The 24,240-nt window shown below is 62.7% G+C and carries 21 protein-coding genes and 1 pseudogene; 11 read left to right on the top strand and 11 right to left on the bottom strand.

What is annotated here, in order from left to right:
- Nucleotides 1–45: 45 nt before the first annotated feature.
- Both ABQM86_RS04315 and ABQM86_RS04320 read right to left on the bottom strand, forming a co-directional pair.
- Nucleotides 46–960, bottom strand: a complete 915-nt coding sequence (locus tag ABQM86_RS04315; protein WP_369746011.1) for a TIGR01777 family oxidoreductase — start codon at nt 958–960, stop codon at nt 46–48.
- Entirely contained in the window at nt 957–1,619 is a 663-nt protein-coding gene (locus ABQM86_RS04320) for a TetR/AcrR family transcriptional regulator (protein WP_369746012.1), read from the bottom strand. The genes ABQM86_RS04315 and ABQM86_RS04320 overlap by 4 nt, the downstream gene beginning before the upstream one ends.
- A 277-nt stretch (nt 1,620–1,896) precedes the next feature.
- Here ABQM86_RS04320 and ABQM86_RS04325 point away from each other — a divergent pair, with 277 nt between their 5' ends.
- Nucleotides 1,897–2,607, top strand: coding sequence for a queuosine precursor transporter (locus tag ABQM86_RS04325; RefSeq protein WP_369746013.1), 711 nt, complete (start codon nt 1,897–1,899; stop codon nt 2,605–2,607).
- 81 nt (nt 2,608–2,688) lie between these two features.
- On the opposite strand, the gene tgt is transcribed toward ABQM86_RS04325, so the two are convergent.
- The 5 genes from tgt to ABQM86_RS04350 form a co-directional block, all read right to left on the bottom strand.
- Nucleotides 2,689–3,960: a tRNA guanosine(34) transglycosylase Tgt gene (gene tgt, locus ABQM86_RS04330; protein ID WP_369746627.1), complete on the bottom strand. Its 1,272-nt coding sequence runs from the start codon at nt 3,958–3,960 to the stop codon at nt 2,689–2,691.
- Nucleotides 3,961–4,067: 107 nt separating this feature from the next.
- Entirely contained in the window at nt 4,068–4,778 is a 711-nt protein-coding gene (locus ABQM86_RS04335; protein ID WP_369746014.1) for an SRPBCC domain-containing protein, read from the bottom strand.
- Between the two features lie 72 nt (nt 4,779–4,850).
- Complete coding sequence (locus ABQM86_RS04340; protein WP_280626647.1) at nt 4,851–5,912, bottom strand: DUF6707 family protein; 1,062 nt, start codon at nt 5,910–5,912, stop codon at nt 4,851–4,853.
- Between the two features lie 73 nt (nt 5,913–5,985).
- Complete coding sequence (locus ABQM86_RS04345) at nt 5,986–6,525, bottom strand: NUDIX hydrolase family protein (protein WP_024819523.1); 540 nt, start codon at nt 6,523–6,525, stop codon at nt 5,986–5,988.
- Nucleotides 6,526–6,708: 183 nt separating this feature from the next.
- Nucleotides 6,709–7,440 carry a hypothetical protein gene (locus ABQM86_RS04350; protein WP_369746015.1) on the bottom strand — a complete coding sequence of 244 codons (732 nt, stop codon included), beginning with the start codon at nt 7,438–7,440 and terminating at the stop codon, nt 6,709–6,711.
- Nucleotides 7,441–7,525: 85 nt separating this feature from the next.
- Here ABQM86_RS04350 and ABQM86_RS04355 point away from each other — a divergent pair.
- Nucleotides 7,526–8,131, top strand: a pseudogene (locus ABQM86_RS04355) (YdeI family protein).
- Here ABQM86_RS04355 and ABQM86_RS04360 read toward each other — a convergent pair.
- Nucleotides 8,128–9,285 (bottom strand): glycoside hydrolase family 76 protein, encoded by a 1,158-nt coding sequence (locus tag ABQM86_RS04360; RefSeq protein WP_337340447.1) that lies wholly within the window; start codon nt 9,283–9,285, stop codon nt 8,128–8,130. The pseudogene ABQM86_RS04355 and the gene ABQM86_RS04360 sit on opposite strands and share 4 nt — an antisense overlap.
- Before the next feature lie 84 nt (nt 9,286–9,369).
- On the opposite strand from ABQM86_RS04360, the gene ABQM86_RS04365 reads away from it, so the two are divergent.
- Nucleotides 9,370–10,167 (top strand): SDR family NAD(P)-dependent oxidoreductase, encoded by a 798-nt coding sequence (locus ABQM86_RS04365; protein WP_280626654.1) that lies wholly within the window; start codon nt 9,370–9,372, stop codon nt 10,165–10,167.
- Entirely contained in the window at nt 10,167–11,459 is a 1,293-nt protein-coding gene (locus ABQM86_RS04370) for an acyl-CoA dehydrogenase family protein (protein ID WP_242703518.1), read from the top strand. The genes ABQM86_RS04365 and ABQM86_RS04370 overlap by 1 nt, the downstream gene beginning before the upstream one ends.
- Nucleotides 11,460–11,485: 26 nt before the next feature.
- Here ABQM86_RS04370 and ABQM86_RS04375 read toward each other — a convergent pair whose 3' ends face one another.
- The 3 genes from ABQM86_RS04375 to ABQM86_RS04385 all read right to left on the bottom strand — a co-directional run bounded on the left by ABQM86_RS04375 (nt 11,486) and on the right by ABQM86_RS04385 (nt 14,580).
- Nucleotides 11,486–12,313 (bottom strand): DUF1684 domain-containing protein, encoded by an 828-nt coding sequence (locus tag ABQM86_RS04375; RefSeq protein WP_280626658.1) that lies wholly within the window; start codon nt 12,311–12,313, stop codon nt 11,486–11,488.
- Nucleotides 12,314–12,542: 229 nt separating this feature from the next.
- The gene (locus ABQM86_RS04380; protein ID WP_369746016.1) at nt 12,543–13,925 is read right to left on the bottom strand and encodes an Ig-like domain-containing protein; all 1,383 of its coding nucleotides are present in this window, start codon (nt 13,923–13,925) and stop codon (nt 12,543–12,545) included.
- 94 nt (nt 13,926–14,019) lie between these two features.
- On the bottom strand, nt 14,020–14,580 hold the full coding sequence (locus ABQM86_RS04385) for a hypothetical protein (RefSeq protein ID WP_369746017.1): 561 nt from the start codon (nt 14,578–14,580) through the stop codon (nt 14,020–14,022).
- 382 nt (nt 14,581–14,962) lie between these two features.
- Here ABQM86_RS04385 and ABQM86_RS04390 point away from each other — a divergent pair, with 382 nt between their 5' ends.
- From ABQM86_RS04390 to ppc, 7 genes are all read left to right on the top strand, one after another.
- Nucleotides 14,963–16,525, top strand: a complete 1,563-nt coding sequence (locus ABQM86_RS04390; RefSeq protein WP_369746018.1) for a sigma-70 family RNA polymerase sigma factor — start codon at nt 14,963–14,965, stop codon at nt 16,523–16,525.
- 105 nt (nt 16,526–16,630) lie between these two features.
- Complete coding sequence (locus ABQM86_RS04395; RefSeq protein WP_207596255.1) at nt 16,631–17,545, top strand: PIG-L deacetylase family protein; 915 nt, start codon at nt 16,631–16,633, stop codon at nt 17,543–17,545.
- Nucleotides 17,545–18,468, top strand: coding sequence for an ATP-grasp domain-containing protein (locus tag ABQM86_RS04400; RefSeq protein WP_280626667.1), 924 nt, complete (start codon nt 17,545–17,547; stop codon nt 18,466–18,468). The genes ABQM86_RS04395 and ABQM86_RS04400 overlap by 1 nt, the downstream gene beginning before the upstream one ends.
- Nucleotides 18,465–19,742: a glycosyltransferase family 2 protein gene (locus ABQM86_RS04405; RefSeq protein WP_242703521.1), complete on the top strand. Its 1,278-nt coding sequence runs from the start codon at nt 18,465–18,467 to the stop codon at nt 19,740–19,742. Before ABQM86_RS04400 ends, ABQM86_RS04405 begins: the two co-directional genes overlap by 4 nt.
- The gene (locus ABQM86_RS04410) at nt 19,739–20,842 is read left to right on the top strand and encodes a hypothetical protein (RefSeq protein WP_369746019.1); all 1,104 of its coding nucleotides are present in this window, start codon (nt 19,739–19,741) and stop codon (nt 20,840–20,842) included. Before ABQM86_RS04405 ends, ABQM86_RS04410 begins: the two co-directional genes overlap by 4 nt.
- Before the next feature lie 174 nt (nt 20,843–21,016).
- Nucleotides 21,017–21,229, top strand: a complete 213-nt coding sequence (locus ABQM86_RS04415; protein ID WP_369746020.1) for a hypothetical protein — start codon at nt 21,017–21,019, stop codon at nt 21,227–21,229.
- A gap of 84 nt (nt 21,230–21,313) precedes the next feature.
- Nucleotides 21,314–24,112, top strand: a complete 2,799-nt coding sequence (ppc, locus tag ABQM86_RS04420; protein WP_207596258.1) for a phosphoenolpyruvate carboxylase — start codon at nt 21,314–21,316, stop codon at nt 24,110–24,112.
- Nucleotides 24,113–24,240: the final 128 nt, after the last annotated feature.

A 24,240-nucleotide genomic window follows, 5' to 3' on the forward strand; every position in this document is an offset into this window, starting at 1 on the left:
CCTGAAGGGGCGGGGATGTGAGAGACGGTTCGCTTGAAGGTGCGGTTATGTGAGAGAGGGTTTGGGGTGCGCGTTGGCGATCTCGTTAAGCGCGCCAGCCAGCGATGGATACTCAAACGCGAACCCCGCGTCGAGCAACTTCCGGGGTTCTACCCACCGGCTCTTGAGGACCAGCTCGGTCTGTGTCCGAATGAGGACGGCGCCGGCCTCGAGCAGCCATGCGGGTGTCGGGATGCCAAAGGGGACACCCATGCTTCGCCGAACCATGGCCATGAGCTCCCGATTGTCCACTGGGTGGGGCGTCGCCGCGTTCACCGGACCGCTCAGCTCTCCGTGATCGTGGACGAACAGCACCGTCCTGAACAGGTCCTCCACATGGATCCAGCTGAACTTCTGCGTGCCCGGACCCATGTGCCCACCCAAACCGAGGCGGGCGAGGTTCCGGAGGGGACTCATGACGCCGCCCGCCCCCAGGACAATCGCGATGCGGAGCGGCACTTTGCGGGTGCCGGGGACAACGGCAGCCGCCAACTCGTCTTCCCACGCACGGGCCACGTCCACGGAGAACCCGCTGCCCAATTCACCCGAGACCTCGGACTGCGGGTGATCTTCCGCGTGCCGGTAAATGGTTCCGGTGCTGGAGTTGATCCACGTCCTGGGCGGTTCGGCGCAGGCAGCAACAGCCCGGCCCAAGGCACGCGTGGTGAGAACCCGGGAGTCCAGAATCTGCCGGCGGTGCCGCTCGTCATAACGGCAATTCACGGATCGTCCGGCGAGGTTCACCAGCAGTTCGGCACCGTCCAGCACTTTGGTGATGGCGCCGTCGTCGTGCCATTGCGCGTCAGCCGAAGCGTCCCTCCCAACGGTCCGGACCTGCCAGCCCTCTTGAAGGAACCGCCGCTGAAAGTAGCTGCCTATGAAGCCAGTAGCGCCGGCGATGACTACTGTCCGCCGCATCACGAATCTTCCTTGACGTTGCGCACGAGTCCCAGAACGTCATCGAACATCTTGCTGACGCCCGGAATCTTCGCCAGCGACAAGCCGCGCGCCACCAGCGGGGCGGCGCCGTCGATCAGCTTGCGTGTGCGGCGCTGGTTCTCGGAGGTGTCGTAAACCCAGAACAGTGCGACTCCCATGTACGCCAGCCACAGCAGCTCGGGAAGATCGCCGCGCAGCTTCTTTGCGACGGCGGGGGAGGAGCCCTCGACGGCGGACCGGAAGATCGCGAGCGAAGCCTCCCGTGCGGCGGTGGACGCCTCGCCGAACGGATTGACGGGCGACGACGGCCGGATCGCCGTCGCGATGAAGTCGGAACCAAACTGGTGGTACGGCGCCATGACGTCGACGCCGGTGTGCAGCACTGCCTTCAGGCGGCCCGCGAGATCTTGGACTCCTTCCAAGGCCTGCGCCGCGACCACGGCGTGTTCATCCTGCACTTGAACGTAAAGCTCCTGGACGAGCTCGTCCTTGGATGCGAAATAGTAGTAGGCATTGCCGACGGAGACCCCGGCCTCCTGGGCAATGGCTCGCATGGTGGTCTTCTCAAAGCCAACCTCGCGGAACATTTTCAGCGCGACCTCGGCCACTAATTGGCGGGTCTGCTCACTCTTTGCTGCCATGGTGCCGCTCCCTGGGACGTATTTTGAACGTGTTCAAGACTGAGTATGGCATATTTCTGAACACGTTCAAAAGGGGGCGTGAGTGAGCGTTGGGTTCAAGCCCGTGGGATGTGGGAGAGCGTTGGGTTCAAGCCCGAGGGATGTGAGTGAGCGTTGGGGTGAAGGAGTGGGAGAATGGAACCGGTGCCGGGCCACATGCCCCAGCAACCACAGTGCTAATACAGCGGGGCGCCCTGAACGAAGGAGCCTGCGCGAACCACTACGAAATGGATGACCCATGCCCTCGCCCTCAGGCTCCAGTACCTTGAGCAAGCCCGCCCCACGCTTTGCTTCAATAGGCTCCCCGTATTTCGGCATCATGCTGGCCATCATGGCCGTGGTGCTGATCCTGTCCAACATCGGCGCTTCCAAGGGCGTCGCGCTCGGGCCAATCCTGACTGACGGCGGGTTCTTCCTGTTCCCCATCGCCTACATCCTGGGTGATGTGATGAGCGAGGTGTACGGCTTCAAGGTGGCGCGCAAGGCCATCATCACCTCGTTTGCCCTCTCGGTCTTTGCCTCTCTCTGCTACTGGATCATCATCGTGCTGCCCGGTTTCAATGACGAGTACAGCATCGGCAAGCAAGCAGCCCTCGAAGGCGCCCTCGGACCCGTGCCGCTGATCGTCCTTGGATCGCTCCTTGCCTTCCTTGCCGGACAGACCATCAACGCCTGGATCCTGGTGAAGATGAAGGCCCGCACCGGCGAGAAGTCCCTGTGGGCACGCCTGATGGGCTCGTCCGTGGTGGGCGAATTCGTGGACACCCTGATCTTCTGCAGCATCGCAGCATCGGTCATCGGCATCACGGACTTTGGCTCGTTCCTGAACTACGCCCTGGTTGGCTTCGTCTACAAGACGGCCGTGGAGTTCCTGTTCGTGCCCGTCACCGTGCTGGTTGTCGGGTGGATCAAGAAGCGCGAGCCAAGCTACGGGGTAACGGCAGCCTAGGCTCGGGCCGAGTTCGCCGGAACCGTGTGAGTTCGCCGGAAGTTTCCGCACGCCCACGCAGGCTTCCGGCGATCTCGACGCCTACGAGTAGTACCGGCCCAGGGTCTCCGCCTTGAACTCAAAGAAATCCCCGGATTCGATGGCCAAGCGGGCGTCGTCCACCATCTTCACCACGAAGCGCTCGTTGTGGATGGAGATGAGCGTTGCCGAGAGCATTTCCTTGGCCTTGAACAGGTGGTGGATGTACGCGCGCGAGTAGTTCACGCACGTGTAGCAGTCGCAGCCGTCCTGCAACGGCCCGAAATCGGTTTTATAGCGGGCCCCGGACAGGTTGAACCGGCCGAACGGTGTGTAGAACGCCGAATTTCGGGCCACGCGGGTGGGGGAGACGCAATCGAAGGTGTCGGCGCCGTTCTCGATGGCAGTGAAGATGTCGTCCGGCTCGGAGATGCCCAGAAGGTGCCGCGGCTTGTTCTCGGGCAATTCCTCGTTGCACCAGCGCACAATCGTGCCCAGGTTTTCCTTCTCCAGCGCCCCGCCGATCCCGTACCCATCAAAGGGCATGGCACCGAGGTCCCGGCACGCCTTGCGGCGAAGGTCCTCATACTGCGCACCCTGGATCACGCCGAACAAGGCTTGATAGGGCTTGCCCATGCGGGAAGAAGTCAAGGAAGCGTGCTCCTCCAAGCACCGCAGCGCCCACAGCCGGGTCCGCTCCAGGGACTCCTCCTGGTAGGCCCGCGAGTTCTGCAGCGTGGTGAGCTCGTCGAAGGCGAACATGATGTCCGCGCCGATCTGGTGCTGGACCTGCATGGAAATCTCGGGGGAGAAGCGGTGCCTGTCCCCGTTGAGGTGCGATTTGAACCAGACGCCGTCGTCGTCAATGTGCGCCAGCCGTTCCTTGCCCGGTGCCACGGCGTCGTCGGGTCCGGACGAATCGACGTTCTTCATGTCGATGACCTTCTTGAACCCAGAGCCCAGGCTCATCACCTGGAATCCTCCGGAGTCGGTGAAGGTCGGCCCGGACCAGTTCATGAACGCGCCCAGCCCGCCGGCGGCGTCGAGGATCTCTGGCCCCGGCTGCAGGTACAGGTGGTATGCGTTGGCCAGCACAGCCTGCGCACCGAGGTCGGCGACGGACTCGGGCAGCACCGCTTTCACGGTGGCTTTGGTCCCGACGGCGATGAACGCGGGCGTCTGGATGGTTCCGTGCGGTGTGGTGATGGTTCCGGTGCGGCCCAGGAAAGCTCCGCCGTTGGCATTCACTTGGGCGTCCGACGGCGAGCACGTTTCAGTCAGGCGCTGGCCCACCGAAAAGGAGAACCCGGATTGCCGGGAGGACAACCCTGGCAAGTCAGGCTGGCCGGGAGTAGGGGAAGACACAGACGCGGAAGCAGAAACGGAAGCTGGCACGCTACCAAGTGTGCCAGCTTTACCCGAAGTAACCCGCGGAGGAAGCCCTACGAGCCGTATTTCTCAGACTTCCAGTTGTCCCACGACGAGCGGATGTCCTCCAAGGTGTGGGCCCCCAGATCGTAAGTGGAGGCGATCACCATGGAGCCGCCGTCGGGCCTTTTCTCCGGAATCGGCAGCTGTTCCGCGACGATCAACAGGCCGTCTCCGTGCTCCGCGTAGCTGTGGACGGTGAGGCCTACTTGATGCCGGCTCTTGAACCAGACCTTGCCGGAGATCTTCTCGCCCGTTGCCAGGGTGAGCGAATACTCCTCCCCAACGGGCGGCAAATCCCCGAGTCCCAGCTTTTCAATCGCCGGCCCGCCCTTGCCTGGAAGCGAAATAAAGTGCGTCCGGCGGTGCCCATGCGGGTGACGTTCCAAGGCGAAGCGCAGCTGATGCAGGAAGGTGAGCCAGCCCTGGGTGATGTCCTCGTCCCATTCAGCCCACTCGGAATTATGGTCGAGCGCCGCCCTGGTGACCCTCACTTCCGTTCCGCCGGAGACAGGGTGGAGCTCAAAGACATCGCCGCCATTGACGGTCAGGCTCGTGTGATCGGGCCCCTCCACAACGTCGGTGTTGAAATAGATCTGTTTGATTTCGTCGGTGAGATCGTCGGCTTCCCAGCCGTGCCATTGAGCCACCAGCGACGGTTCACGCAGCATTGTCCAAACCTGCTGCGCGTCGGCATTAATCACAACGCTCAGATTGTTCGTCATGGCCCCGAATCTACCGCCGTTCGCGCCCGCATAACAGGTCTTGAAATACCCAGAAGCGGCGGGTCCGGAAATTTATGCCCGCACTGCTTCGAGTTCGTTGCTGATCCGCCGGGCCAACTCGTCTTCGCCGATGGTCTTGGAGCCGCCGTGGGCGCGCAGGAACATGAGCGCTTCGAGTCGGAGGAACCGCCAATCGCGTTCGGCCTCGTGGTTGCCGTTGTCGATCGCGCGGAAGATTTCTTTGTCGTACAGGTTGGGTTCGTTGAGCGAGCGCTGCCGGACCCGGGCGTTGATCCGGGCCTTGAACGGGTCCTCTTCCTGGGACTCGGGCGCGCGCAACAGTTTCTCGTAGACCGCGGCACGTTCGGCTTGGCCGGCTTCGCGGCAGATGAAACTGGACAATGCCAGCGCCCGCTCAATGGATGCCCAGCGGTCCAGGTTGCCGTCAAAGGGCAGCACGTTGAGCAGGTCCGCTACGGCCAGGGCATGGTCCGGATCGCGCAGCACAATGCAGAGGTCGAACGCCAGGTTGCTGAGATCCCGGAGGCAGCTGCCTGATTTGGTGTTGATGCCCTTCGTCAGGCGATCCGCCAGGACCTGGACGCCGTTCTTGCCCTTATGGTTGGCCGCGGCTGCGCTCACCACGGCCTCCGGGGTGCCATTCGGTTCGGGGATCAGGGCCAACTCTTCGGCGCTAGGGCGGGTGTACGTGGGTGGCATTTCCGGACGGGGAGGAACGACGACGGCCGGCTCGGGGGAGGCATCGGAGCCTCCTTCTGCGGAGGTACTGGAGGCAGGGGTGCTGGAGTCGGGTGCACCAGAGTCCGGAATGCTGGAATCCGGCGTATTGGACTCGGGGGCGCCCGCGCCCGCCGTCCCGGCGTCGCTCTCCGCATCCACGCCTGCATCGACGGCGTCCCCCACAGGGACACTGGACCCGGCAGCGATCCGCACCGTGCCGCCGTCGACCATGGTCACCAGCAGCAACGCGGCAACGCCGTAATCGTCGTTCTGCACCTCGATGCCGGCGATTTCAGCGGCTGGCCCGTCGCCGGGCGGATAGACAAAATCTCCGGGCCGCAGGTCCCCAGCCTGCTTCTCTCTGTACTGCTGTGTGGCTGGGCTGTGAGTCATCGGAAGTCCTTTGGTTCTCTTGGGGTCCGCCGTCCAGTCTACAAAGGGCGGCTGGTGCAGGTGCGGGGACCCGCTAGAGAACGATGCCCGAAAAAGCCAGCGCCTGGCGCACGAGGTTCCCGCGTCCGCCGTCGAATTCCTGCTGGACGTTCTCGCTCAGCACCTCTTGCGGCGTCATCCAGGTGAGTTCCAGTGCGTCCTGGCGTGGTTCGCATTCGCCGGTCACCGGGATGACGTAGGCCAGCGAGACCGCATGCTGGCGGTCATCCGTAAAGCCGGTTTGGGAGGGGGCCGGGAAGTATTCGGCCACGGTGAAGGGGACCGGGCTGATGGGGAGCTGCGGGAAGGCCAAGGGACCGAGGTCCTTCTCCATGTGACGCAGGAGAGCTGCGCGGATGGTCTCGCGGTAGAGGACGCGGCCGGAGACGAGGTAGCGGACCATGTTGCCGTCGGCATCGCCCTGCAGGAGCGTGCCAACCTCATTCACATACCCGAGCGGATCCAGCCTGACCGGAACAGCCTCCACGTAGACCATGGGAAGTCGGCCGCGGGCTTCGAAGAGGTCTTCATCTGAAAGCCAGCCTGGATACGGGTCGGGTGTACGTACGCTCATGGTTAAGTTCTACCCCATCCCCAGCCGAACTTCCTTGGTGGCGTTCCGGTGGCTGCGAGGTTACGCTCTCGGCGGTATTAGAGGACCAGAATCGTCTCGTGCGGCTTCCCGGGTGTTATGTGGACGAGGATTTTCTCCTGCGGATGCGATCAAACGGAGCTTCCGCAGGGCAGCTGCCAAGGACTAGCTGCTTGGGCTCGCCGGCGCCTGCTGCGATGGTGATTGTTCGATCACGATCGACGCCGGCGCTGCCCCACCCGCAGCATCCGGGTTGGCGACGTACAGCACGTCCTCGCTGATCCTGGCTTCGATTTTCGCTTCGGTGAGCCGGTGCAACAACGGCTCCAGCCCACCGTCGTACTCGAAGGAAAGATCCCCGTTGGCGCTGTCCGCGCCGTGGATCGCGCGCAGGATGCCGCCGTTCTTGGTGGTGAACGTGGCTGATTCGTCGTCCTCCGTGCGCGGCCGGGCGCCGATGTTCCGCAGATCGTTGGCCGCAAGGCCCACGAAAGGGCTGATCCAGTTGCCTACTACGGCCAGCGCCGGGTCAGCCTCCGTAGACGTGGCCCAGGTGCCATCCGCTGCCCTGGTCGCAGGGAACGCGAAGAACTCGAAACCGTCCTCGGCAGAGATCCGCACGGTGGGTCCGTCCTGGGTTTCGTTCCAGTCAGCCTGGGTGCCGTCTTCCTCGGTGCGGCGCGCAAATTCCGCCAGGTTCCCCACCTCCACACCGAAAATCGTGGAGCCGTCCAACGGATGACCGTGCTCCACGAATCCCACCGCGAGGCGACCTGAACCGGCGTCGAACTCGCACCAGGCGTCGTCGTCCACGGTCTTCACCATCCCGAGCGCTTGGAGGAGCGTGGACCACTGATCGGGGCGGGACGTGTAGTGGGTGGGGCGGGCTCGCAGCATTGGTCCTCCTGGGCTGGGTAGTCACTTCCCAGCCTATGCCGCGTGGACTTGCCTTGGGCCGCCCGTTTCACAGCAGAATAGGCTCATGCCCATTGAGCTTCCGGAACTCCTTCTCAAAGACGGCGCCGCGTGGCGTGACTGGCTTTCGGCGCACGCTGCCGAGAGCCCGGGAGTGTGGCTGATCCTGCACAAGAAAGGCGGCACGGTCACGGAGCTGGACTACGATGCCGCCCTGGATGAGGCACTGTGCTTTGGCTGGATCGACGGTTAATCGAAGAGCCGCGACGACGAAAGCTACATGCAGCGCATGACGCCGCGGGGCCGCAAAAGCATCTGGTCAGTCCGGAACGTGGGCCACATTGCCCGGCTGGAATCCGAGGGCAAAATGACCGACGCCGGACGTGCCGCCGTCGAAGCCGCCAAGGCCGATGGCCGCTGGGAAGCTGCCTATGCAGGTCCTGCGGACTCCGTGGTCCCTGACGATCTGGCTGCCGCCATCGCCGCGGTGCCGGAAGCGCAGGCGATGTTCGAGGTCCTGACCTCCCAAAACCGCTTCGCGTTGATCCACCGCACCAACGGAGTGAAACGTGCAGAGACCCGGGCCCGCAAGATTGCCGGGTTCGTGGAGATGCTGGCCCGGCACGAAACGCCGTATCCGCAGAAGAAGCGCCCGGCTGCCGACGGCGGTTAGAGCGTGGCCGCAGCTTCCAGCGTCATCCAGGCTTGAAGCTGCGTGGACAGTTCGACGGCGGCACCCACCGGATACGTCTCGGCCGCCGGCCGCAGCGGATTGGGGGAGAATATGAGCGCCGGGGCTTCGGTGGGGGCTGGTTCCGACGCCTCACGACGCGTCATCCAGAACGCCCCGGCCGTAGCGTGCACCAAGGCCCGGGCAGTGTCCCGAGCAGTTGCGGGCAACCGTTGGTCCCGCGCGGCAAGTGCGAGGTAGCGGACCAGGATGCCGGTGAAAAGTCCGCCGTCGCCCGTGCCGTCACCATGGATGACTCGTGTTCCGGGGACCGTCAGTTCGCGGGACACCGACTCAACCAGCCGCGCAGCACGTTCCAGGTTCTCCTGGCCACCAAGTTCCAGCAAGGCACCAAGGATTGGACCTTGGTTGTAGGTGTAGACCGCCTCCTCGAGGACGGTCTCGCCATTGCGGATGCGAAGTCCATCCAAGTAGACACCCCGTTGCGGGTCGAAAAGCCTGCTGTTGAGCCACGTCACCAGGGACTGCGCCCGTTCCCTGTGCCCGGTCCGCGCAAAGTAGAGCGCTACGGGAGCTGTAGCAGGAGTGTTCTTGAAGTCCCGTTGGGTGCTCCAAAACGTTCCGCCGCCCAGATCGTCCGTGGAGGCCGAGTGGAACTGCAGGGTGAGCTTCTTGCGGACGTACGCATTGCGCCGACGACCCGGTTTCCTGGTTTCCTCCGCCAGCTTCTCCAGCCGGTGCGTAGCGAGGGCGAGCCACGCCATGTCGTCATAGAAGTGGTTCTCGAACCTCAGCAGATTCCGCAACCGGATGGTGGTGACCAGCCGCGAAGCGAGCCTGCCCGCACTGGGGCGGGAGGCGCCGTCGAACTTTGTTGTGGTGGCCAGCTCACGGCGGCCGGCGTCCACCAGGCAATCGACATAGTGCGCCTGCCACCAGTAATGCCAGGGACCAAAGACGCTGCGGAGAGTAGTGGCGGGAAGGCTGACCGCCCCGATGTGCGTGCCGGGAAGGAAGAGCAGGCGCCGGCCGAAGGTCCGCGTCACTGATCGGGCGGCCTGGTTGGCGCGCGTTGCCCACTCGTCCTGGTCCGTGAGGGGGAGCGGCTGGTCGGCAGCGAAAGCGTCGGCGGGCATGGTCCCAGCCTACCGAGGGTGCGCTGGCCCACAATTCCAGTTAACATGCATTAACGGATTTTGGGTCTGCATCAAGGAGGATGAATGGACATCGAGGGCACGGTCGCGCTGATTACCGGCGGGGCATCAGGGCTGGGGGCCGCCACCGCAAGGCGGTTGTTCGAGGCCGGAGCGTCGGTGGTCCTGGTGGACCTGCCGCAGTCCGCAGGGGATGCTTACGCCGCAGAACTGAACGCCTTGGGTGCAGGTTCTGGTCCGAGGGCGGTCTTTGTCCCCGCGGACGTCACCCATGAAGCGCAGATTCAGGCCGCGGTCGATGCTGCAACCGCCCTTGGCCCGCTGCGGATCGTCGTGAACTGCGCCGGCATTGCCACACCCGGCAAAGTGTTGGGACGCGACGGCGTGCTGCCCTTGGAAACTTTCAACAAAGTTATCCAAATCAACCTCGTGGGAACCTTCAACGTGATCCGCCTTGCCGCCGCAGCCATGGTGGAAACGGAACCGGTTTCCACCGAACTGGGCGGGCCCGAGCGCGGCGTTATCATCAACACCGCATCCGTGGCAGCGTTCGAAGGCCAGATCGGACAGCCCGCCTATGCTGCTTCGAAAGGCGCTGTGGCGGCCATGACCCTGCCATTGGCACGCGAGCTCGCACGTTCTCTGATCAGGGTGGCCACCATAGCGCCCGGCATCTTTGAAACACCCATGATGGCCGGTCTTCCGCAAGCGGCACAGGATTCCTTGGGCCAGCAGGTCCCGCATCCAGCGCGGCTGGGACGTGCGGCTGAATACGCACAATTGGCCGCGCACATCGTGGAGAACGCCATGCTGAACGGTGAAACCATCCGGCTGGACGGCGCCATCCGCATGGGAATCAAATAATGGGCGACTACAGCGGCGGCGCGGATTCCCCATCTTCGCCGGCGGTGCCCGCGGGCTCCGCCGGTGCGATACCTTCCTCCGTGGCGGGGTTGCCCACCGCGGACTTCTTCGACTTCGAGTCGCTGCTCAGCGTCCAGGAACAGCGGAAACTCAACGAACTCCGGGCCTTCCTTGCTTCGGAAATCGCCCCCTACGCCGGGCAGTGGTGGGAAAAGGCCGAGTTCCCGGAACACATCCTGCCCAAGCTCGCGGCGCTGCGGCTCAGTGCGCCGGCCCAGCGGGGGTACACGCACCTGTTCGCCGGCCTGGTGATCGCCGAAATGACCCGTGTGGACACCTCGATCGCCACGTTCTTCATGGTCCATCACGATCTCTTCGTTGAGTCGCTGTACGACTTCGGGAGCGACTCACAACAGGACCGCTACCTCGACGACGCCTCAAACCTGCGCACCACCGGCGCCTTCGCGCTCACCGAGCCAAACCATGGGTCTGATGTGGCAGGTGGCATGGAGACCACGGCGCGCAGGATCCAACGGGCAGCTTCCGACGGCGGTGACTACTGGGTGGTCAACGGCGCCAAACGCTGGATTGGCAACGGGACGTTCTGCGACTACATGCTGGTGTGGGCCAAAGACGAAGCCGACGGAGCCATCCGCGCGTTCATCGTTGACGCTTCCCTGCCTGGCATCACCCGCAGCCGCATCGAAAACAAGATCGCGCTGCGGACGGTGCAGAACGCCGACATCCGGTTCGTGGACGTCGAAGTCGCCGAATCGGATCGCTTCGCCGGGATCAGCAGCTTCTCCGACACCAACCACTTATTGCGAGGCTCCCGAATCATGGTTGCCTGGCAAGCCGTTGGCCAGCAACTGGCGGCGTTCGATGTTGCCCGGCAGTACGCCGTCGAGCGCATGCAATTCGGGAAGCCGCTCGCCAAATTCCAACTCATCCAACAACATTTGGTGGACATGCTGGGAAACGCTGTAGCCAGCATGGGGATGATGGTGAGGATCGCCCAGCTGCAGGAAGACATCTCCACGGATGCCCAAGGCATTCGGCACGGCGGCGCCGACATGGCCCAAGTGGCCCTCGCCAAGGCCTACTGCAGCGCCCGGATGCGGGAGACAGTGGCTCTGGGCAGGTCCATTCTGGGCGGAAACGGAATTGTCACCGACTACCGGATCGCCAAAATCTTCGCCGACGCTGAAGCCATTTACACCTATGAGGGCTCCTACGAGATCAATTCGTTGATCGTTGGCCGCGCAGTGACGGGGGTTTCAGCAATCACCTAGTCCGGGTGGGCTTGGCGGTCCGTAATTTAGTCTCGGGGGAGTTTCTCACCGGCTTCCACCCTTACATCGATCGAGTTGCCCCGCACCGGCATAGGGCATGTGCCGTAGGGGGTGAAGGCGCTGGGGTAGTTGATGCTGCGGTTGAAGTCGATCACAACGGACCCGTCCGGGCGGGGGCGAGGAATGAAGACCTTTCGCCACTCGTCCGTGGTGGCACCGTTGGTCTCATCGTGGAAGGTCACGTTGAGGGCGCCCAGCTTCTCTTCCTCCGCATGGAGCCGGATTTCATGGGGCACACCCGGTACCCGGAAAACGACCTCTCCCACTGAGCGATGGACCCCGTCCACCAATGGATTAGCTGTGCCGATGGGAACATCGCGAGGCTCCTCGTACGCCTCGAAACGTCCCTGGATGACCCACTCGGGGTTGTAGTCGTAGGTGGGAACGCCTTGGAACTCCGTGAGAACGGGGGAGCTGTTGTCACGGGTGCGGATGGCGTACTTGTCCGCACGCATGGCAAGTTCCACCACCACTTGCTTACCGTCGACGCCACCGTACTGAACCCACATCAGTGACTCTTCGTCCTGTAGGACTGCGCTGACTGTCCCGTCCACAGGCTCGCCAGTCTGGACAAATGTGAGGCCGTCCGCTGCGCTCGCCGAAAGAAAAGCGGTAGAACCGTCGGTTGACCAGAGACCGGGGGCGAGTTCGACCTCGGCCGGGTCCGACTCCAGCCACTGGAAAGAGGTCAGGGTCAGCCAGCCATGCTCGGTTGCAAGCGCCGTGTGCCGGCCCGTGCGGAACCGCTCCCAACGGGCCAGCTGGGGATCGGTTGCTGTGGTGGGCGAGCTCATGGGTCTCCTCGGCTTGTCTTCGCGGCACGTGGCGTGGTTGCACTTTCCTCAACTATGCGCCGTGTGTGGGCATTCCCTGAACTCGAGTCGACGCCGGGGCGCAGCTGCATTGGGACGGCTCGCGCTGGCCCCCAACCCATGCCAGCGCGAGCCGAGATTGAAGAACCGGCTGATGGGCTGGACATCATGTGCCCGGCCCATCAGCCGATCCGGCGCTCAGCGGGCCTTGTTAGTGCGACCTGCGGCCGGACCAGCGTGATCCTGCGAAGGCGAGCAACGATCCGACGGCCAGGAGCGCGGCCGCTATGAAGACGAATGCCGATCCCTGCGTGCCCGTGTTTGCCAACGGTTCCTCGGGTTCCTCTGCCGCGGGCTCCGACGGGTTCTCCGTGGGCGCCACAACCAGGGGGTCGGTAGTCACGACAATCGGCTCATCCGTTTCAGTGGGCATTGACGTAGCGGTCGGGGTGGGAGTGGGGGTGGGGGTGCTGGGGCTAGGGCTCGGTGTTGGTGTTGCGGTGGCCGTCGGAGTTGCCGTCGGAGTGGGGGTGCTTGGGCTTGGTGTGGGTGTTGCGGTGGCCGTCGGAGTGGGGGTGCTTGAGCTAGGTGTGGGTGTTGCGGTGGCCGTCGGTGTTGCCGTCGGAGTGGGCGAACCGTTGCCTGTGCCACTTCCGCTGCTCCGGCGGGTCTGGGCCGCCACAGGTGTTTCCTGCCCCGAGATGGTGACAGTTCCGCTGTTCTCGTAGACGTTCAATGCGGCATCGGTCACCTGGGTCACAACGTAGAGCTCCACATGAAGGCCTTTGGGAAGGCCAGTCCAGCTCGCCGTGAGTTTCTGCGGAGTGCAGTCGAGGGTTGCAGGGTACTGCTCGTTGGCATATGGCTCGGTGATGTTCCCGTCGTCGTTCAAGACTCGTCCAACGCGGGGTGTGACCCGGCTGCAGTCGATCTCCATGCCGGCTGACGGGGTATCGGTAACCACCACATCGTTGGTCTCCGCAGCCATCGGCGGCATGTAGAAGATCGACTCAAGGACTGTCTGGGCAGGGTCAACCCACCACATGGCCTTGCCTGCTTCAGTCGGGAGGGACGGACCGCACTCCGACGTGCACGGCTGAACAGCCACTGGGACACGCAGCACTGTGGAGCCGACCTTAAAGCTCAGTTCTTCAATTTCGCCGTCACCGGGATCAACCGAGTACTGCGTGCTGAAGGAACACGTCCCACCGACATTGAGGGGCTGTTCTGCCACAAAGTCCGTCAGCGTGAATACCACCAGGCCTGAGTCGTTGGCCCTTGCGGTGGCGACCGTTTCGCCGTCAGGATTCTGGAGATCAAATTCTGTGACTCCAAACCACCGCAGTTGCGGGGGCAGTTGGATGCTGAAGGTGTCACCCGGCCGGGAGTTGTCCGGCACGGACCATTCACACGTCAAATCCACCTGGTCCCACTGACTGGAAACTACTGATTCCGTCCTCAGGGTGATGTCCGCGTCCGTCAGCTCTGCAGCGTTGGCGGGCAAGGCTGACAGGCCCAGCCCCAGGACGGCCATGACAACCGCCAGAAGGGCGGCCACCAATGACGCGGTTTTTAGATGGATCTGATTTTTCATGTGCTGGATGGTCCTTAGAATCCGTGGTGAGATGCTCCGTCAATAGATGAGTGTTGGGCCATACTGGTTCGTGACGGCATCGTAGGGAGCCGGCCTATTTTGTTTCGCAGGATGAATCCTTGGCTGCTGTTGCCGTGTCGGCGGACACCGCTGCAGCAGCGGAAGACAGCGGGTAGAACCGCAGCCGGGCAGGGCCCAGGGTGCCATCCCCCAAAGCTTCCAGCGCGGCTTTGCACTCCACCAACCTGCACAGGTTGCTTTCACTGAAAGGGAACAGCACATGCACGGCGGAGTTTTGGTATATGGCCATCGCTCCGGTGCCATGCAGTTGCCCTTTAACGGCTTCTCCCATCCGGGCCAGGAGGGTCCAGCAATGGCTCCGGCCGTCTCGAGGGCCGGCGATGGAGATGATGGCCATGGCATGCGCGCCCGGGCAATCGGGCCCGGTCCCCATTGACGAGACTTCATGGATCCGCCGCTGGAAGTGTGCCTGTGTAGCCAGTCCTGTGTAGACATCCGTGCACGAGATCGGCGGCGCCGTTTCCGCAACCTCCGCCCAGCCTTCCGCCACTGACTGCAGGGCATCGACGTCCAGGGTCCTTTCCGCGGCCGAAAAGAGTGCCCGGAAATCAGTCATGGTCTCACCGATGCCCACGCCATTCCTGGCCCGTGCGGCGCCTAGCGATTTTGCTGCAGGTGCCGGAACGGATGCGCTGTCAGCCAGTGAGGAGACGACGGTCCGGACTTCGGGCAAGAACCAGTCAGCATGGAAGCGCCAGCCTGTCTGGTAACTGGTGGTCTGCCATCTACGCAGCAAAAGGTGCCGCGAGAACGTGCACTCTGCGAATGATTTTGTCCGGAACGATGTCATATCCGAAGAGTGTGCGGAGAAGCCGTTTCGTGACGAAGCGGACGGCAAAATCGTTGCTAAAGACAGTGTATAAACCGCGTCACGTCTTGCCGCTTACCCCCACTCAATAGATATGGGCAGGATTATTTACGTTTTGGGGGTGCCATAGATGGCACGAAGGTCACAAGTGGACAGTCAAGCGGACGTCGACGTCGATAGCGACGGGCACCTCATCAGGATGGTCCGTGCCGGAGAGATGTCCGCATTCGACGGGCTCTACGCGCGCCACATTTCCATCGCCTCCGCCGTAGCCAAGCGCAACGTGGACAATCCGAGCGATGCCGAGGATGTAGTTGCCGAGGCGTTCCAGTCCGTGCTGCAAAGCCTGGTGGCAGGGAAAGGGCCGGATACCTTCTTCCGGGCGTACTTGTTGTCCACGGTAACCCGGCTGTCCCACCAACGGAATCGAAAAGCCGGCAGGGTCCTGCCAAGCAGTGACGAATCTGTCCTGGACCAAACTCTGGCAGATTCCGATCCAGCCGTCAGCGCCTTCGAATCACAAACAGTGGCCAGGGCGTTCCGTGCCCTGCCGGAACGTTGGCAGGCTGTGCTGTGGTACCTGGACGTTGAGCGCATGAAGCCGGCGGCCGTCGCTCCCATTCTTGGGCTGTCCGCCAACGCGGTTTCTGCACTGGCGCTGCGAGCACGAGAGGGGCTGAGGCGGCATTATCTCCAATTCCATATCGCAGATCAGCCTGATGACGGGTGCGCCGCGTTCGTCACGAAACTGGGTAACTATCTCCGGGGCGGACTCTCCACTGGAACGGAACGCAAAGTTCGCGAGCACCTGAACGGCTGCTCCAAATGCACGGCAGCCCTTGCAGAACTGAAAGACGTCCAGAACAGCATGAGGGTGGTACTTCTTCCGCTGGTGACGGGTATCCCAGTGACTGCGTGGGCGGCAAAAGGGGGCGGTCTGGGCGTTCTTGGCGGGATGGCGCCGGCAAAGGCGGTGGTCGTTCCCGCCCTTGCGAAACCCGCCGTGATGGCCGTCATTGCAGCGGCAGGAGTGGGACTGGTCTTGGGAACAGTGGGAATAGTGGACCAACTAACCCCTGACGCTTATATGGAAGAGCGCGCTGTCGAAACCGGCGCCCCTCCGGTGGGGACGGGCCGAGCGCTCGTTACACCTTCAGCGTCCCCAACCAGTACCTCGGCCCCTGCCCCATCGGCCGAGGTTCAGCCGGCGCCGGTGGAGACCACCCCTCCGGTGTCAGTGCCGGAGCCGTCAACGGAGCCCGTGGCGCCACCAGTACCGGAGCCGGATCCCGTTCCGGTTCCGACGTCCACCCCCACCACGCCTGTACCAGTTCCCTCTGCGGTGCCTTCGCAATCTGGGCGGGCACAGGTCTCCGGTACTGCCAGGCGCACCTCTGAGGGCTACTTCCGCGGCACTGCCATGGAAATCGACTTCAATGCCTCAGGCACCCGACCCTTGGGCTCAGGTACGGCGGTGTTTGCAGTGGGCAGGGATTCACGGATTGTGGAGAACTCCATCGAGGCACCAGAAGGATGGTCGTGTTCCATGGCGGGGGGCACAGAAGTTACGTGCAACACGGATTTAGTCCAGCGCAGCGATCTGCACTTCCACGTGACGGTGCAATCCAAGCGCCATAAGTCCAACAGCGTGCTGAGGTACTCACTGAGCGGAAGCGGCCTGGTCACGGGGGAGTTTGAGTACCGCTATTAAAGGGATTCATCGGCAGCGTCACGAATCTCCTTCCCAGTTCACTACTTCTACGGCGGTCTCCGGAGATGGGAACCGTGCTAATTCGCTACGCATTATGGGGGCATTATGGAAGCAACGCTGTTCTCCGTTGCTGGTTTGTTGGGGATTCTGGTAGCTGGCTGGACTTTGGTTCCAGCTGGCCGGAACTGGTTCGCGCGAAAGTTCAGCTCACCGAACAGGCTCCGTTGGACGTTGGCCTGTTTTGGAAGTTTGCTGCTGGTAGCCCTTGCGGGGTGCGCAGTCGGCCGGACACATCCTTCCTGGCTGAATACGGTGGTTGTGCTTGCCGGTGCAGGGCTGATTGTTGCGTGCCTTGTTGCTCCGGCTTTTCGGATCCGCTACAGGGTGGCTGCCCGGCCTCGAAGAGTGCTCGCCATCGGAGCACACCCCGATGATCTGGAATTGGCCTGTGGGGCCACGCTGGCCAAGTTGTCCGACGCCGGCCATGACGTCAGGACCATGGTGATGAGTAACGGGAGCCAGGGCGGAGACAGCAGAGTCCGCGTAACGGAGGCTGCTGCAGGCTCGGACTTCATGGGCGCCACTGCAGTGCAGGTCCACCACTTCCAAGACACCAACTTGTCCGGGCATGGGCCGGAGATGGTCAAAGCGATCGAGGAGGCCATTGAGGACTTCCGTCCGGACGTTGTCATCACGCATTCCCGCAATGACTACCACCAGGACCACCAAGCGGTCCATAGTGCCACTATGCGGGCGGCGCGGCGGCACTCCTCCATTCTGTGTTTTGAAAGTCCGTCATCCACGCGGCAGTTCGATCCCAGCGTTTTCGTGGACATCGCCGGGTATGTGGACGTAAAAATCCATGCCGTGGGTATGCACCGGAATCAAAAGGGAAAGCCGTACATGAGCGCTGAAAGGGTCCGCAGTCTCGCGGCCTTCCGGGGCTCACAGGTCAAGACCACCTATGCAGAGGGTTTTGAACCTGTCCGGTTGCTCGGCTCTGCCGTAGGGGAGTTCTGATGGTGCGCGTGCTGGTGACGGGTGTTGGCGGGCCGGCTGGGGATTCCTTGGCACGTCAATTGGTGGACCAGGGACATTGGGTTCTGGGCGTCGATATGAAACAGGTCCACGCTTCGGCGGCGGACGCCGTGTCTGTGGTGTCACCCTCTAGTGCACCGGGCTACTTGTGGGAACTTCGCGGACTCGTAGCCGCTTATGAGATAGAACTGGTGGTGCCAACCGTCAGCGAGGAACTGGTGATGGTGGCGGAGGCCCGGGATGGTTTCGCTCCGGGAGTCGAGATCCTGATCGCGGACCCGACACCCGTTCGGCTCGCGAATGACAAGTACCTCACCATGAAGTGCCTTGCCAACGCCAATGTGGGGGTTCCGGATTTCGCGTTGCCGGGGGATTTCAGCTCAATCAATGAGGCAATGGCCCGCTTTGGCGGATCCTTGGTGGTCAAGCCCCGGGTATCGCGCGGTGGACGCGGAGTCCAGATCCTGGAAAGGGCTGCCGACGGCGGAAGAAGCGCCGCGCGCATATGGTCCTCATTGGATGATTCCTGGATCGTGCAGCGCTTTGCGCCGGGCGCCGAGTATGCGCCTGTGGTGTTTCGGCCCTGGCAGGAGTCGGAGCAGGACGATCTTGTGGTGGTGCTGGAAAAGACAGAGCTTAAACACGGTCGCATCGGCAACGCGCTCTCGGTCAGGAGAGTGGATACGCCGGAGGCTCCCGATATCGCCCGGATAGCGGAAGCAGCCTCCGCCGCACTGGGCCTGGCTGGTCCCGTCGACGTTGACGTCCGCCGCATGTGGGACGGAACTCCGGTAGTTCTGGAGGTCAACGCCAGATTTGGTGCCAATAGTGCCTTCGCACCGGAACTCCTGGAACGGGTCCTGCGGAGCTATATCCACGGGCCAATGCTCGGACGGACTGTGTGAGTTTGGTTGACGCGGCCATGGTGTTCGTCCAGTGTGGTGGCTTGGTGATCCTGGGTTTCGGAGCGGTCAAGATCGCCTACGTTCCATTGGCCTTGTATTTCAACTGGTTCCACCGTTCCAAAGCTCCAAAGCATCGCTACTCGGTTCTCAGCCAGAGGCCCTTGGTGTCGGTCATCGTCCCCGGCTACAACGAAGCCGTGGTCATCACCAAATGCGTCGAGTCGATCCTGGCGAGCAGGTATCTGCGGCTCGAGGTCATCCTGGTAGACGACGGCTCCACCGATTCCACTGCACGCATCATGGCGGGACTGGCGGAGCAGTATGACAGGGTGCGCTTCCTGTCGCAGACGAACGCCGGGAAAGGGGCCGCCCTCAACAATGGAATCGCCGCAGCGCACGGCGACATCCTGATGTTTGTTGACGCTGACGGGATCTTTGCACCGGACACACTCGTGAACATGCTGGAAGGTTTTGACCATCCAAAGGTCGGAGCGGTGTGCGGCGATGACCGGCCCGTGAACCTGAACCGTGTCCAAACCATGATGCTTGCCGTCCTGAGCCACGTTGGCACGGGCCTGGTCCGCAGGGCTCTCTCCTTGTTGCACTGCCTGCCCATTGTTTCCGGGAACATTGGCGCCTTCCGGAGCGAACTTGTGAGGGAAGTGGGCGGATTCCACGAGGACACCCTTGGTGAAGACCTCGAACTGACGTGGAGGGTCTACAAGGCGGGCTACCGGGTTCGCTTCCAGCCCAGTGCCCTGGTCTACGCTGAGTCGCCCTCCACCATAGGAGGACTGTGGCGCCAGCGTGTGCGCTGGTCGCGCGGGTTGCTGCAAACACTCCGGATGCACATGGGGATGCTCGGGCGGCGTCGTTACGGACTGTTTGGCATGTTCCTGGTGTTCAACGCCATCACCATGGTGGTGATACCCGTGCTGCAACTTGCCATCTTGGCGGTCCTGCCCTTTCTCTACATCGCCGGTGAAGGTCCGGTGCCGGGCCAGGTCTTCGCGATTCTTGGCTGGTTGGGCCTTTTCGTGTCTCTGGCCTTGGTGTGTTTTTCCATTGGTCTTAACCGGTCATGGCGGGATCTGCGATTCCTTTGGACCCTGCCGTTATGGCCCTTCTATTCGGTGTTCGTTGGACTGGCGTTGGCCAGCGCAATCGCCAAGGAGATCCGTGGCACACCGGCCAAATGGAACAAGTTGCAACGCACCGGTGTCATCAGCGTGATTGCTGCCGAGGCCAAAGTCCCGAAAGAGGTGGGCGCGTGAACCGCGCAGCCTCAGCGATCGCAGGCGCCCTGCTGGCCTCGACCCTGACGATGGCCTCGTGCGCCGGGGAGCCACTTCCCAAGCCTGCGGACCGCATGATCAACCTGGGCTTTGAGGACGTGGTGAACAGTGAGCCCGGCTACCTTGCGAAACTCTCAGAACGTTTGGACTCAGTGAATGCCACGGCGGTGTCCATCTCCGTTGGACGCACCGATTGGACAGCTTTCCCATGGCCGGACCAATCCGGGGCGGAGTCCAGTGAGGTTTCCCAGTCAGGACGGGACTTCGTGGCAGAGTCCATCACGGCGCTGGAGACTGCGGATGACGGAAGCAAACGCGATGTCATCCTGACCATCGACGTCTTATTGGACCGCGCGCTGAAGGAAGATCCTGCCCTTGCCGGGAGGAACGTTGACGGGGCGGCATCCGATTCCTTTGCGGGTGTGTGGTCATTGAGGCACGGCGCGGCCGGTACCCGGCTGGCTTCCCTAGCCGCTGCTGTCGCCAAGAAGTACAGGCCCTCGGCAGTGAACCTCACAGAGCTCATGTTCGACGACTTCACTTTCGGCGGCAACGATCTCAAGGACTTCAAAATCACCACCGGCTCCACGGACTGGCCCCGAAACGGTGACGGAACCATCGATACGTCAGACCCACGAATCCATACGTGGCGCAGCGAAGCCATGGCGGACATCGTGCGCAAGGTGAGTGCCGCCGTCGAACCTTATGGTGTCAATCTGGACATGGACGTGCGCTCGCCGCGCGATTCACCGTCCGGGGACCGGGCGGACAGCGGACATGACTACGATCTCCTACTCAAGCAGGTGGACCGGCTTCACGTGTGGGAGTACGTGGGGCTCAACAGCGAACGGTCCCCCAAGACCCGGGAATTGGCTGAATCCATGAACCGCCGCGCGGGTTCCCGCATGTCCTTGTCGGTGGGACTTTGGTCCAATGAGGGCCGGATAACGGCGGGAGAGTTCGGTACAGCTTTGCGGGAGGCGGCGCTCGGCGGGGCCTCTTCTGTATCCGTGACGCCCGCCAGTCTCATGGAGGAGCAGCACTGGGGGGAACTGAGGAAGGCCTGGGTGGGGAAGTGAGCACTGTTGAGCCGATTCCCCGCGGAGTACGCTGACCGCATGGGGATGGACACAGTGGTTGCAATCGTTGTCAGTGGTGCCCTGATCTGCGGCTCCATTTGGGCTGGCACGGGACTTGTTAAACGGGGTGTTCGCGCGAAGGGGGCAACAGGCACACTGGGTAGTGTCCTCTCGATGATTGAACCTGCCACCGGTGCGCCTACCAGAGTGGAGGCGGCTGCTGCGATCGAAGAAATGCGGCAGCGCAGGCACGAGAAGCTCTCCGCGGGGCCCGGCTTGGTGCACGACGAGCTGATGAGTGGCAAGGTGGTCCTGCCCGGGCGGACTGATCAAAAGGTGACGCCAGAATCTGAGACGCATTCCATGGGTCGAGTTCGGGGCGGGTAAGATCCCGTAGGAAACCCTAGTAATCCGGCTCACAGTATCCAGCGCAGTGTACGGGCCAAAACCAGATCCCGAAGGTATGCATCCATGGTTCACACTGCCCCTCAAGACACCGATCTCGCTGCCGAATTGCGCGCCGATGTGCGCCGCGTTTCCACCCTCCTGGGTGAATCGTTGGTTCGCCAGCACGGTCCGGAATTGCTTGCCCTGGTGGAGCAGGTCCGCCTGCTGACCAAGGAGTCCAAGGAAGCCGCGCGCGGCGGTGCTGATGCCACCGGGCCTTGGAGCGCGCACGACGTCGTTGCCCAGGTCCGCGAATTGCTCGCCTCCCTGCCGCTGGACCAGGCGACGGATTTGGTGAGGGCCTTTGCGTTCTACTTCCACCTCACCAATGCGGCGGAACAAGTCCATCGTGTCCGAGGCCTCCGCACCCGGCAGGAAAAGGACGGCTGGTTGGCCAAAGCGGTTTCCGAGATCGCCGGCCAAGCGGGTCCACAGGTCTTGCAGGACGTGATCAACGAGCTCGATGTCCGCCCCATTTTCACGGCGCACCCTACGGAGGCCTCACGCCGGTCCGTGCTGGACAAGGTCCGCAAACTCTCCGATGTCCTTGCCGAGCCCACGGCGGAAGGCACGTCCGCGCGTCGTCGACAGGACCGGCAGCTTGCCGAAATCATTGATCAGATGTGGCAGACCGATGAGTTGCGCCAAGTCCGCCCCACGCCCGTGGATGAGGCACGAAACGCCATCTACTATTTGAACAGCATCCTGACCGACGCCATGCCGGAAATGCTGACGGACCTGTCCGAGCTTTTGGCCGAGCACGGTGTCGCACTCCCGGTGGCCGCCGCTCCGCTGCGGTTCGGTTCGTGGATCGGTGGTGACCGTGACGGCAACCCCAACGTCACAGCCGCTGTCACCCGGGAGATCCTGCAGCTGCAGAATCAGAACGCCGTGCGCATCAGCATTGCCTTGATCGACGAACTCATTTCGGTTTTGTCCAACTCCACGGCACTTTTTGGGGCCGACCAGGTACTGCTGGATTCGATCGCCGAAGACCTCAAGAACCTCCCGGGGCTGGACAAGCGCATCCTTGAACTGAACGCTCAAGAGCCCTACAGGCTCAAGCTGACATGCATCAAGGCCAAGCTCATCAACACTGGACGCCGCGTTTCGGCGTCGACGTATCACGAGCCTGGCCGGGACTACGCCACCACCTCCGAGCTGCTGGCAGAGTTCGGGCTGTTGGAGGACTCACTGCGGAACCACTCAGCCGCGCTGGTGGCAGATGGTGCTCTGGCCCGTGTTCGCCGGGCAATCGCAGCCTTCGGCCTGCATTTGGCAACGCTGGATATCCGCGAGCACGCCGATTACCACCACGACGCTGTTGGCCAGCTTGTGGACCGACTCGGCACGGAGAAGCCGTACGGCGACCTCAGCCGTGAGGAGCGCTTTACGTTCCTGGGCGCAGAACTGGCCTCCCACCGCCCGCTCTCCGGGCACCCCATCAAGCTGGAGGGTACTGCCGACGGCACGTATGACGTCTTCCGGAGCATCCGGCAGGCGCTTCACACCTATGGGCCGGACGTCGTGGAGACGTACATCATCTCAATGACCCGGGGCGCTGATGATGTCCTTGCCGCAGCCGTCCTGGCCCGTGAAGCTGGATTGATTGACCTTTTCGGGGCCAAGCCTCACGCCAAGATCGGGTTCGCCCCGCTGCTGGAAACCGTGGAAGAACTGCGCGCTTCTGCTGAGATCGTGGACCAGTTGCTGTCCGATCCGTCATACCGGGAACTTGTCCGTCTCCGCGGCGATGTCCAGGAGGTCATGCTGGGCTACTCCGATTCCAACAAGGAATCCGGTGTGATGACCAGCCAATGGGAAATCCACAAGACCCAGCGCAAACTGCGCGATGTTGCGGCCAAACATGGTGTGCGAGTCCGTTTGTTCCATGGCCGCGGTGGTTCCGTGGGCCGCGGCGGCGGACCAACATACGACGCCATCATGGCGCAGCCCAACGGCGTCCTGGAAGGTGAGATCAAGTTCACCGAGCAAGGTGAGGTCATTTCGGACAAGTACTCCCTGCCCGAACTGGCACGCGAAAATCTTGAGTTGTCTCTTGCAGCGGTGATGCAGGGCTCGGCCCTGCACCGGACTCCGCGTACTTCGGAGGACGAGCGCGAGCGCTACGCGAACGTCATGGAAACCATCTCCGACGCAGCATTCGACCGCTACCGCGCACTGATTGACGATCCCGAGTTGCCGGCCTACTTCCTTGCCTCCACCCCGGTAGAGCAGTTGGGTTCGCTGAACATCGGATCGCGCCCGTCCAAGCGTCCGGATTCCGGCGCAGGCCTCGGGGGTCTCAGGGCTATCCCCTGGGTCTTCGGTTGGACCCAGTCCCGGCAGATCGTTCCGGGGTGGTTTGGTGTGGGTTCAGGCCTGAAGGCTGCCCGCGAGGCAGGCAACACCGACCAGCTCCTGGAGATGATGGACCGCTGGCACTTCTTCCGCTCCGTCATCTCCAACGTGGAGATGACGCTGGCAAAGACTGACATGGAAATTGCCGGTCACTACGTTTCGTCGCTGGTACCGGAGGAACTTCACCGCCTGTTCCACATGATTCGTGACGAATACGAGCTCACCGTGGCCGAAATTGAGCGGCTTACAGGCGAGATCGAGCTCCTCGATGCCCAGCCCACGCTCAAGCGGTCGCTGGAGATCCGCGACCAGTACCTGGATCCGATCAGCTACCTTCAGGTGGAGCTGCTTCGCCGCGTGCGCGAAGAGTCCGTGTCCGGAACCGAGATCGACGAGCGCCTGCAGCGTGCCATGCTCATCACGGTCAACGGTGTAGCCGCGGGCCTGCGCAACACCGGCTAACAAACGCTCACTCACGTCCCTCGGTGTTTCGAGGATCCCTCTCTCATCTGGTGAGAGAGGGATCCGCCCAAGGGCGCGGGATGTGAGAGAGGGAGCTGCCCAAGGGCGCGGGATGTGAGAGAGCGTTA

This window comes from Paenarthrobacter sp. AMU7, from assembly GCF_041200195.1.
Taxonomy (GTDB): Bacteria; Actinomycetota; Actinomycetes; order Actinomycetales; family Micrococcaceae; genus Arthrobacter.